This is a genomic window from Acinetobacter sp. AND/436, from assembly GCF_049546925.1.
GTDB classification, from domain to species: domain Bacteria; phylum Pseudomonadota; class Gammaproteobacteria; order Pseudomonadales; family Moraxellaceae; genus Acinetobacter; species Acinetobacter indicus.
This window is the reverse complement of sequence record NZ_JBMXBO010000015.1, coordinates 60,621-71,290: the sequence shown is the minus strand read 5'-3', so window position 1 is coordinate 71,290 and position 10,670 is coordinate 60,621. Positions and strand designations below refer to the sequence as shown.

General features: G+C 45.6%; 8 protein-coding genes. 4 read left to right on the top strand and 4 right to left on the bottom strand.

What is annotated here, in order from left to right:
• Positions 1-127: 127 nt before the first annotated feature.
• Positions 128-2,185: a methionine--tRNA ligase gene (gene metG / locus ACPEPR_RS11635; protein ID WP_423562469.1), complete on the bottom strand. Its 2,058-nt coding sequence runs from the start codon at positions 2,183-2,185 to the stop codon at positions 128-130.
• 250 nt (positions 2,186-2,435) lie between these two features.
• Between metG and apbC the strand changes: the two genes are divergently transcribed.
• Positions 2,436-3,713: an iron-sulfur cluster carrier protein ApbC gene (gene apbC, locus ACPEPR_RS11630; protein ID WP_423562468.1), complete on the top strand. Its 1,278-nt coding sequence runs from the start codon at positions 2,436-2,438 to the stop codon at positions 3,711-3,713.
• A gap of 53 nt (positions 3,714-3,766) precedes the next feature.
• Here the strand turns inward: apbC and ACPEPR_RS11625 are convergent, their stop codons facing one another.
• From ACPEPR_RS11625 to ACPEPR_RS11615, 3 genes are read right to left on the bottom strand one after another with little or no spacing between them, the layout of a single operon-like run.
• The gene (locus ACPEPR_RS11625) at positions 3,767-5,785 is read right to left on the bottom strand and encodes a TRAP transporter permease (protein ID WP_423562467.1); all 2,019 of its coding nucleotides are present in this window, start codon (positions 5,783-5,785) and stop codon (positions 3,767-3,769) included.
• Positions 5,782-6,279 (bottom strand): DUF1850 domain-containing protein, encoded by a 498-nt coding sequence (locus ACPEPR_RS11620; RefSeq protein WP_423562466.1) that lies wholly within the window; start codon positions 6,277-6,279, stop codon positions 5,782-5,784. The genes ACPEPR_RS11625 and ACPEPR_RS11620 overlap by 4 nt, the downstream gene beginning before the upstream one ends.
• Positions 6,279-7,280 carry a TAXI family TRAP transporter solute-binding subunit gene (locus ACPEPR_RS11615; RefSeq protein ID WP_104491487.1) on the bottom strand — a complete coding sequence of 334 codons (1,002 nt, stop codon included), beginning with the start codon at positions 7,278-7,280 and terminating at the stop codon, positions 6,279-6,281. Before ACPEPR_RS11615 ends, ACPEPR_RS11620 begins: the two co-directional genes overlap by 1 nt.
• Before the next feature lie 407 nt (positions 7,281-7,687).
• On the opposite strand from ACPEPR_RS11615, the gene ACPEPR_RS11610 reads away from it, so the two are divergent.
• From ACPEPR_RS11610 to ACPEPR_RS11600, 3 genes are all read left to right on the top strand, one after another.
• Positions 7,688-8,281, top strand: a complete 594-nt coding sequence (locus ACPEPR_RS11610; protein WP_127798614.1) for a LysE family translocator — start codon at positions 7,688-7,690, stop codon at positions 8,279-8,281.
• Between the two features lie 112 nt (positions 8,282-8,393).
• Positions 8,394-8,963, top strand: coding sequence for a dCTP deaminase (gene dcd, locus ACPEPR_RS11605; RefSeq protein ID WP_005179553.1), 570 nt, complete (start codon positions 8,394-8,396; stop codon positions 8,961-8,963).
• 244 nt (positions 8,964-9,207) lie between these two features.
• The gene (locus ACPEPR_RS11600; protein ID WP_104487475.1) at positions 9,208-10,668 is read left to right on the top strand and encodes a hypothetical protein; all 1,461 of its coding nucleotides are present in this window, start codon (positions 9,208-9,210) and stop codon (positions 10,666-10,668) included.
• Positions 10,669-10,670 lie beyond the last annotated feature (2 nt).

The following is a 10,670-nucleotide window of genomic DNA, read 5'->3' as shown; positions in this document are numbered from 1 at the left end:
CCGATTCACTTATATTTATTAAAATTATTGAAAATTATGTACAAGAAGTTGGTGAAGCTTTTTTACAAATTCAGAAAAATAAAAAAGCCCCTACAACGTAGAGGCTTTTTTCATCTTAATCTAACAATTAAGACACTTTATCACCCGGTTTAGCACCAGTTTCAGGTGAAATCACCCAAACACCATCGCCATTACCCGCAGCGAGTACCATACCGTTTGAAATACCAAAACGCATTTTACGTGGTGCAAGGTTTGCCACCATCACCACCAATTTGCCTTTTAAGTCTTCAGGCTTATAGAACTCACGAATACCGCTAAATACATTACGTGGTTCAGCTTCACCCACATTTAAAGTGAGTTGAAGAAGTTTATCGGAACCCTCAACCGTTGCAGCTTCAAGAACTTCCGCTACACGTAGGTCAACTTTCATAAAATCATCAATATTAATGATTTCAGCTTCGCCCACTTTAGGTTCAGCTTTCTTCTCTTTGGCTTTCTCTTTTTTCTTTTCAGCTTTTGGCGCTTCAGCAGGCGCAGCCAAAGAATCTTTAGAGGCATCGACCATTGCAGCAACAGCTTTTGGATCTACACGTTGCATCAATGGTTGGAACTGTGCAATTTCATGTGCAAGCAAAATTTGCTGACGCGATGCAAAGTCAAAGCTGTCGAGTTGTAAGAAGGCTTGAACTTGTTCAGCCAATGTTGGCAATACAGGCGCCAAGTAAACCGCCAATTGACGGAATAGGTTGATCCCGACAGAACACACATCATGCACTTGCTGTTCTTCGCCTTCAATTTTCGCAAGCGCCCAAGGCTTTTTCTCATCAATGTATTGATTGGCTTTATCAGCAAGTGCCATGATTTCACGAATCGCTGTTGAGAATTCACGAGCTTCGTATGCTTGCGCGATTGAATCACCAGCGTCAATAAAGCTTTGCACCAGTTCAGGCTCGGCACAGGTTGCGCTTAATGTGTTATCAAACTTGGTGTTAATAAATTTGGCACAACGACTGGCAATATTGACCACTTTACCCACCAGGTCAGAGTTTACTTTCTGCACGAAATCATCCAGATTCAGGTCAGAATCTTCAACTTTATCAGACAGTTTAGATGCGAAGTAATAACGCAGATATTCCGGATTCAAGTGCTGTAAATACGTTTCCGCTTTAATAAACGTACCGCGAGATTTCGACATCTTCTGGCCGTTTACAGTCAAGAAACCGTTTACAAATAAACCGGTTGGGGTGCGGTAGTTGGCACCTTCCAGCATTGCTGGCCAGAACAGCGCGTGAAAATAGACAATATCTTTACCAATGAAGTGATAGACCTCATTGTCAGAATCTTTTTTCCAGTAATCATCAAAATTCAGGTCTGGACGTTTGGTTTTGACGTAGTTTTCAAAGCTCGACATATAGCCGATAGGTGCATCAACCCAAACGTAGAAATATTTATTTGGCGCATCTGGAATTTCAAAGCCGAAGTAAGGTGCATCACGGGAGATGTCCCAATCGTTCAGGCCATTGTCAAACCATTCATCTAACTTGTTGGCAATTGATACCGGCAAACGGCCTTCATCACGGGTCCATTTTTGCAGGTATTCACCAAAGTTTGGCAATTTAAAGAAGTAGTGATCCGATGATTTCTCAACTGGTGTAGCACCGCTTAACGTCGATTTCGGATTTAACAGTTCAGTGGCGTTATACGTGGTTCCGCAGACTTCACATGAGTCGCCGTACTGATCTTCGGCTTTACATTTCGGGCAGGTGCCTTTAATGAAACGGTCCGACAGGAACATGCCTTTTTCCGGGTCGAACAGTTGTGTCACAGGACGAACGGCAATATTGCCGGCATCACGGTTCTTGAGATAAATTTCTTGCGCGCGCGCCTTGTTGGTGTCGCTATGGGTGGAATCATAATGATCAAAATCGACCTTAAAGCCGGCAAAATCACGCATATGTTCGGCCTGAACATTGGCAATCTGCTGTTCTGGTGAAATACCGTTGGCTTCAGCACGTAGCATGATGGCGGTACCGTGAGCATCATCCGCACAGACATAAGTCACTTCATGGCCCATTGCACGCATGGCACGAACCCAGATATCTGCCTGGATATAACCGAGTAAGTGGCCCATATGGATTGGACCATTGGCGTATGGAAGGGCGTTGGTGACTAAAATTTTACGCACGGATTAACTCTCTCATTCGTATTCATTATGCAATGTCCGCGATTTTACCTTAGATGATGCAGGCTTGCACAAGGGAATCGGTGAATTCTTTTCAGGACCGGATAAAATCTGCATTTCTGTGCCGAAAAAACAGAAAAAACCGAGTCTTTGACTAAGATTTATAATTCCTGTGGCTGCACTGGCTTAACCTTCGTTTAAATACCCGTTAAACTAGGGCATTCGGTTGTATATCCAGATTTGGAGTAACTTTATGTCGTGGCTTTCTTCACTAAAATCGGTCTTTGCTCCTGCACAGGAGGTGAAAGAGGAAGAAATCCAGAAGGTACTGCAAAACTATGTACTTCCTGCTTCCCAAAACGCTCTCAAAGAGCGTATTTCTCAGGTCAATGTACAGGGACAAATCCTGCAATTAACCATCAATACCTATCCGGAAGAAAAACAGTATTTACAGCAGATTCATGATGAACTAGCCGATGCACTTGAGCAATGTGGCATCAAGGAATTGAACCTGCATGTGGTACAGCAAAAAACTGGGGCGAAAAAAGAGGGTGGCTGTGGTCATAACCATGCCGAAGGTGAAAGCTGTTCCAGCAAGCCACAGGCTGCAACAAAATCCAATCTGCCACCCGTGGTGGATGCTTCTACAAGTCCAGATGCGCTCAAGCAAGCCAATGCCAACTATCAACCCCAGCAAGAAGAAGCGCCAATTCAAAAAGCCGCACCGCAGCAGCGTGATGTGCCAAAACATCCACGTATTCAAAACGTAATTCTAGTGTCGTCCGGTAAAGGCGGGGTTGGAAAATCAACCACCACGGTCAATCTGGCCTTGGCGATGCAACAGCTGGGTCTGAAAGTAGGCGTGCTAGATGCCGATATTTATGGCCCGAGTATTCCAACCATGCTCGGCAATGCCGGCCAAACCCCGATGATTGAAGCCGAGCATTTTGTGCCGCTAGATGCCTATGGGATGGCGGTGCTGTCGATTGGTCATTTAACTGGTGATCATAATACCCCGGTGGCTTGGCGTGGACCAAAAGCTACGGGTGCCCTGATGCAGTTATTCAATCAGACCTTGTGGCCAGATTTAGATGTACTGGTGATTGATATGCCGCCGGGAACCGGTGATATCCAGTTAACCCTGGCGCAGCGTATTCCGGTCACGGGTGCCGTAATTGTCACTACACCGCAAAACGTAGCCTTAATGGATGCGACCAAAGGCATTGAGCTGTTTAACCGTGTACAGATTCCGGTGATAGGTGTGATTGAAAATATGTCGACGCACATCTGTTCTAACTGTGGTTTTGAAGAGCAAATTTTTGGGACCGGTGGTGGCGATCAACTGGCCGAGCAATACGATATTCCATTACTGGGCCGTTTGCCGCTGAATGTACAGATTCGTGAAAATGCCGATGCCGGTAAACCGTCTGTGATTGCCGAAGATGATGCAGCCGACAGCTATCGGGAAATTGCCCAGAAAATCATGGATAAACTGCCAAAAGCAGACAAAGACCAGAACCGGATTTTTTAATTCTGTAATGTAGTGAATAGAAAAAAGCCCAATCTTCAGATTGGGCTTTTATTTTAGGCAGATGATAAACCGGATGGCGTCGATTTTTGCTTTCTGGCTTGCAGCACATTAACAGCCACTGCAATCACCACCATGATGGTACCGGCAATATCGGTATAGGTTTCCGGAATAATCATCATTAAGGCACCCACCCCCATGAAAATTCGCCAGAACCAGTTTAAACCGGTTTTGAAATAGCCCTCGACCGCCGCGCCCAAGGCTAGAATCCCAATAACCGAAGTCACGGTAATGCTGACAATGGTGGTCCAGGCCGGGAAGGCAAATTCACGCGCATTAACGGCCACATTGGTGGTATCAATCATCAGCATGGCCGGGTTATATACAAACAGGAACGGCACAATAAAACCGGCCAGTGACAGTTTCAGTGCCTGAAAACCGGTCCGCATCGGGTCGCCGCCAGCAATCCCGGCACCGGCAAAGGCGGCCAGCGCCACTGGCGGGGTGATATTGGCAAACAGACCAAAATAGAACACAAACATGTGCGCTACCAAGGTCGGAATATCAAAATGGGCCAAGGCTGGTGCAGCCATGGTCGCGGTAATGATATAGGCCGGAATCGAAGGCAGGCCCATGCCCAGAATCATGGAAGCCAGCATGGTAAAGAACAGGGTCAGGAACAGGCTGCCCGCACCAATACTCATAATAGATGAGGTCATGACGGTACCGAAACTGGTCAGGCTGACCACCCCAATGATAATCCCGACCACCGCACAGGCCGCCATCACCGATAAGGACTGCCGGGCACCATCGGCCAGGGCATCCAGAATCTCCCGAGTTCCCATGCGGGTAGATTTTCTAAAGGCTGCCACAATAACCGTAAGCACAATGGTATACACCGCGGCATAACTGACCGGAATTGACTGGAACAGGAAAAACACCAGCGCCACAATCGGAATCAACAAATGTCCGCGCTCTTTTAGCACTTCTTTAACCCGAGGTAAATCTGCTTTGGGTACCCCTTTTAGGTTGTCTTTCCCGGCACGAAAATGGACTTGGGCCATCACGCCTAAATAATACAACAGCGCCGGCAGGGTCGCGGCTAGGGCGATGGTGCCATAACTGACGCCGGTAGTTTCCGCCATAATAAAGGCACTGGCGCCCATCACCGGCGGTAAAATCTGTCCACCGACCGAAGCACTGGCTTCCACGGCGCCGGCAAAATTTTTGTGATAGCCAATCTTTTTCATCAGCGGGATGGTAAAGGAACCGGTGCCGACCACATTCGCCACTGCTGTACCATTAATACTGCCCATAAAGCCACTGGAAATAACCGCCACCTTGGCCGGGCCACCCTGTTTATGTCCGGCCAGTGCCATGGCCAGATCATTAAATAATTTGCCCATCCCCGATTTGGCCAGAAAAGCGCCAAATAAAATAAACAGGAAAATGAAAGTCACCGATGCGCCAATCGCCGATGAATACAGGCCTTCGGTTTTCAGATACATCTGCCCGAAAATATCACTCACGGTATAAGGCCGGGTCAGTAGCCGTTCCGGCATCCAGTTAAAATGACTGATAAAAGGATAAGCCAGGAAAATCAGCCCGAGAATCGGCAGCATCCAGCCCATCACCCGTCGTGCTGCTTCGACCACCAGCACCACGGTCATAATTGAAAACACAATATCCAGCACATTGGGAATCCCGCCGCGGGTGGTCATAATGGCCTGATATTCTTTCCATAAATATAAAAATGAAGCGAGAGAGGCGAGGGCCAGAATCCAGTCGAACCAGGCCACATGCTGGCGGGAACTGGACTGTCGTGCCGGATAAAGCAAAAATACCAGCACCAGACCAATGGCCACGTGCGCCGAGCGTTGTAGCAGCTCTGGAAGCGGGTTAAAGGTAATAAACAGATGAAACAGCGAATAGCTGATGGCAATCGCGGCAATAAACCAGCTGACCGATTTGCTAAGAGGTTGGCGCGTGACCGATTCCCGGTCAAATTTTTCCAGCAGGGCCTGCTGTTCTTTTTCATCCAGCTGTTCAATGGTTACTTTTTCTTGTTGTGTCATACGCAGTCTCTTTGACCCCACCATTTCCAGAACGGTCGTTGCTGTACCGAAAAATACACCACCGTGTAATCAGGAAAATCTTCGGCTATGGGCCAGCGTTTCTGATTGATCTGGAGCTGTCCTTGCATACGGCGTGAAATGGTCCAATGTAATTCTTTTAAATGATGATTGACCTGCATACGTACCTGGCCACTGGCTTGGCGCAGCACAGGATAATGATCCGGTGTACCGGCACCAAAGGACACCAGGTCGGTATGCGTTAAAATAAAATGCTGATCTTCACGCTGATAATGTTCCTTCCAGCGGGTTTTTTCTACCGAATGTTGCCACTGCAACTGAAACTGTTGCGGGCGAATCACACAGCTGGTGTTAGGACCTTTGTGACTCTCTTCAATCTTGACCAGGGTATAACTTTGCGGAAACCACAAGCCGAGCAGGATGACCAGCATCAATAGAAAAAGTGCAGCCCAAACTGCACTTTTATAGCTGAACATTAAGGTGCTGCCACCTCATCATAATAACGTTTCGCCCCCGGATGCAGCGGTGCAACCAGGCCTTGCTGGGCTTTTTCCAGGCTAATATCGGTAGCAGCCTGATGGGCATTGGCCAAATTGTCTAAATTTTCAAAAAAGGTTTTGGTCAGTTTATACACATCATCTTCAGACAGGTCGGAACGTACCACCAAGGCATTCATAATAGCCGCGGTCTGCACATCTTCTGCATTGCCATACGTGCCTTTTGGAATCACCATCGGCAGGAAGTAAGACTGGTTCTGGGCAATCTGTTTGACTTTATCTGCATTAATACTCACCAGTTGCAGATCAAAACTCTGTTGTAGTTCCATCAATGATGAATTTGGAATACCACTGGTCAGGAAGGCCGCATCCAGTTTTCCACCTTTTAAGGCATCGGCGGCTTCGGCATAACCTAGGTAATCGACTTTGACATCGTCATAGCTAATCCCAAAACCATTCAGCAGGGTACGCGCATTAACTTCCACCCCGGAGTTTTGTGCACCCACGGCAATACGTTTGCCTTTTAAATCTTCAATAGAGCGAATCCCGGATTTTTTTGAAGCCACAATCTGCACATAGTTAGGATATAAAGCCGCAATTTGCTGCACATTGCCAATTTTATCTTTAAAGCTGCCTGTGCCCTGAATGGCTTCGGTCAGACTATCACTCATCACAAAAGCCATTTCGACTTTATTCTGTTTTAGCAGGTTCAGGTTTTCAACCGAAGCGCCGGTGGTCTGGGTTTTGGAGTTAACGCCGTAGGTTTTGTTATACAGTTCGGCCAGACTGGTCCCGATCACGTTATAGGGACCGGAGGCGCCACCCGTGGCAATACTGACAAAACGGGTTTGCAGTTTGTCGGCAGCAGCGGCACTGCTTTGTGGATCGGCCTGGGTGTTGTTCTGGCCCGGATCATTGGAACAAGCACTTACACCAGCTAAGGCCAGCGTCAGTAAGGTCAGTTGCGTCCATTTTTTCATTGACTTCTCCTGTGATTATTATCGTCATCCATTGTTGAAATATTGAAAGATTTCAAACTTAAAGCTGGTTCTGGTTATTCTGATTAAGGCAGCTTGTTGAGTTAAAAATTAACCGAATAATTTGAACTTGAACAGTTTTTTTACGCATTTATACAATTAGAGGTGGGTAAAAATGGACTAAAAACTCTTGATTTATTGGAGATGAACGGCCCAGTTTTGATGACTGTTATATATTCTTTAATATGTTTTTAAGCTTATGATAATTAATGATAAATATATTGTAATTGACTGTGTTTTTAGTTGAGGAATTCCTCTGTTTTGCTGCACAATGAGGCCAGTTACAATTTATTTTTTGCCTATGCCTTGCAACTCCATTACATTTGCAGCATTCGCGCATGAGGCTGGCTATGATTTCATGGTTTTTTATTGGTTTGGTGATCACCATCTTGTTGACACCTGGTCCAACCAACACCTTGCTGGCCTCTTCCGGAATTCAGGTCGGCATCCGTAAATCTTTTCATTTAATTCCCGCTGAAGCCTTTGGTTATCTGATTTCCATTACCCTGTGGGGCATACTAATCGGGCAGGTGTCGAGCCAGTTACCGTTATTGCCCACTGTGCTAAAACTGTTTAGTGCGGTTTATATCATTTATCTGGCCATCAAGTTGTGGCGTACTGCCAATGTCGAACAGCAGTTTCAGCAGCCGACCATTCGCGCGCGTGAACTGTTTGTGGCCACTTTACTAAATCCGAAGGCCTTGCTGTTTGCTTCTGCAATTTTTCCGGCCATCGCCTGGACCAGCGCCGCACATTATGTGGCACATATTCTGATGTTTCTGATCCTGATTATTCCCATTGCATTTTTCTGGACCCTGATTGGTTCCTTTTTGGCCAGCAATAAAATCCGCTGGCTTAATCCGGCCAATCTGCAAAAAACAGCATCCTTGCTGCTGTTCAGCTTTTCAATTCCGTTAAGTTATTCGGCGCTTTTAAGGCTTTAAATGACCCATCTACAGCAGGCGGAAAAGTCGACTTCATGCCTGCTTATTTCCATTGGTGCCGATTTCAGTTAAAGTACAGCGCAGTAAAACATTCGCTTTTGGATAGAAATAAATGGCAATTAAGTCTGATCGTTGGATTCGCGAAATGAGCGAAAAACACGGCATGATTGAACCGTATGCACATAATCAGGTTCGATTTGATGAAAATGGCAACAAACTGATTTCCTATGGCGTTTCAAGTTATGGTTATGACGTCCGTTGTGCGCGTGAATTTAAAGTATTCACCAATGTTCATTCTGCCATTGTTGATCCAAAAAACTTTGATGAAAAAAGCTTTATTGATATTGAATCGGATGTCTGCATTATTCCACCAAACTCGTTTGCCTTGGCGCGTACAGTTGAATATTTCCGTATTCCACGTAATGTTTTAACCGTGTGTCTGGGCAAATCGACCTATGCGCGCTGCGGTATTATTGTCAATGTCACGCCGCTCGAACCAGAGTGGGAAGGGCATGTGACCTTGGAATTCTCTAATACCACCAACCTGCCTGCACGTATTTACGCGGGTGAAGGCGTTGCACAGATGCTGTTCTTTGAATCAGATGAAGTGTGTGAAACCTCCTATAAAGATCGTGGTGGTAAATATCAGGGCCAAACCGGGGTAACCTTACCGAAAGCCTGATAGTGGAAACTTAAAATAAAAACAAGCGAGCCGTTGTGCTCGCTTGTTTTTTCTCCAATTCATTCATCGGAAAAACGGGCTTTTTGGCCCGTATTTTTTTGCAATTGATAAATTATTACGCATAATGAACAACAATTATGACTTGGTAATCGCATGTTTTTAAGGATAAAAACACATAAATAAATAGCCAAGTTCTGGATAAATAAAAGAATGATGCGGAGCATCTGGGAATAGGATGGTCGAGATGACTGAATATGGAATTGGCCTAAATTTTAGAAAAAGTTGCTTAGCTGCCTTGGTCGGGATGTTGCTAAGTTCTCCTGCATATGCTTTACAGAATCTATCCGATGAACATCTGGCAAATACCACAGGTGAAGGGATTGCCTTGCTTCCTGAAAATTTCAAAATGGTATTTCAGCGCCCGAATGATGTGTCTGCGGCATCAAGTTATACCCGTAATCTCGATAATCCGGAACAATATGACACCGGTTTTATTCGCATCATTCCGGTAGGTGAAAATTACGATAATTTAACCCTCAGTCAGACTGATGCTGCCAATCAGAGAACCAAAGCGGATATTTTTATTTATGGTCTGGCGCTCTCTGAAACCAATAACAATATGAACCAGCGCTATAGTAATCAGGGGTTTGATTGGGGCAGTGCTGCGAATCCCTGGTTATTTCGCGCTGGTACAGCCGAAAATATCCGTCAATTTGACAGTACGAATGCAGCGGCCGATATCAGTTATATTTCTTTAGAAGCTCCTTTGGCCAAAGTGGATGCTGATGATCAGGACAATAATATTAAACTTGGGCTTTGGTTAGATGCTTTTTCACGCAGCTGGAACTCAAGTAACAAGGTGGACCCAATTACGGGGGCACCTGTCACGACCGATGCGGTCAATGATCCTGACTTATTAAAAAATCAGCGAATTCGTTTGCAATTGGTGGCCAATGGTCTAAGCCTAAGTGGTTCACAGGTTCGACTGTTTCAAACCATGCCTTCTACCAATGCGGTAGAAAGTCAGACTTTAGGTATGGCCAGTCTTATCCGTCTGAATACCAATGATAATCCTGAAGCTCTAATTTATGAAAATACCCAGGCCAATAAAGAACTGCTCAATGCCAGAGGTTTGCGTATAAGTACAGCAACCCTCAATGATGGTACCGCGGTTACGCCTGCACTCGACCGTTCTTTAGCCCCAATTTTCCATGCTGAAGAGGGTTTGTATTTGTATAGCCCTAACATCAATTTAGTGCTCGGCAATATGCACCAACCGTTTATTTTGGGCTCGGAAGGCCAGAATATTATTTTAGAAGTGACCCGCATTCCGAATGTCCCTGAAATTTATAAACAGATTTATACCTATTATGCCGATATTGATGGTGATAACACCGAGATCAACCCTGCTGACTATAAAGGCTCAACCTGTAATGTTGCTTATTGTGGCTCTAATATTTCCCAAGTACTTTCAGGGGCAGGAACCACCAACTATCAGGGAACCAATGCAACACATAGCAGTATTTCAATTGGTAGTGTGACACGTGATCCGACCACGAATCTGTTAAAAGCCAACACTGCGAGTAATTCTACCGGTGTGGTATTTAGAAGTCCGCATGCAACTACAGCACCTGTAAACTTGGGCTCGGTGGCAATTGATGGTGTGCTGATCCAGCACTTGAAGTTTAAGACCACGGGACTATAAGA

Excerpts from the sequence above, each read along its gene's own strand:
- apbC (WP_423562468.1), top strand. The coding sequence starts at position 2,436 with ATGTCGTGGCTTTCTTCACTAAAATCGGTCTTTGCTCCTGCACAGGAG.
- ACPEPR_RS11625 (WP_423562467.1), bottom strand. The coding sequence starts at position 5,785 with ATGACACAACAAGAAAAAGTAACCATTGAACAGCTGGATGAAAAAGAA.
- ACPEPR_RS11620 (WP_423562466.1), bottom strand. The coding sequence starts at position 6,279 with ATGTTCAGCTATAAAAGTGCAGTTTGGGCTGCACTTTTTCTATTGATG.
- ACPEPR_RS11615 (WP_104491487.1), bottom strand. The coding sequence starts at position 7,280 with ATGAAAAAATGGACGCAACTGACCTTACTGACGCTGGCCTTAGCTGGT.
- ACPEPR_RS11610 (WP_127798614.1), top strand. The coding sequence starts at position 7,688 with ATGATTTCATGGTTTTTTATTGGTTTGGTGATCACCATCTTGTTGACA.
- dcd (WP_005179553.1), top strand. The coding sequence starts at position 8,394 with ATGGCAATTAAGTCTGATCGTTGGATTCGCGAAATGAGCGAAAAACAC.
- ACPEPR_RS11600 (WP_104487475.1), top strand. The coding sequence starts at position 9,208 with ATGACTGAATATGGAATTGGCCTAAATTTTAGAAAAAGTTGCTTAGCT.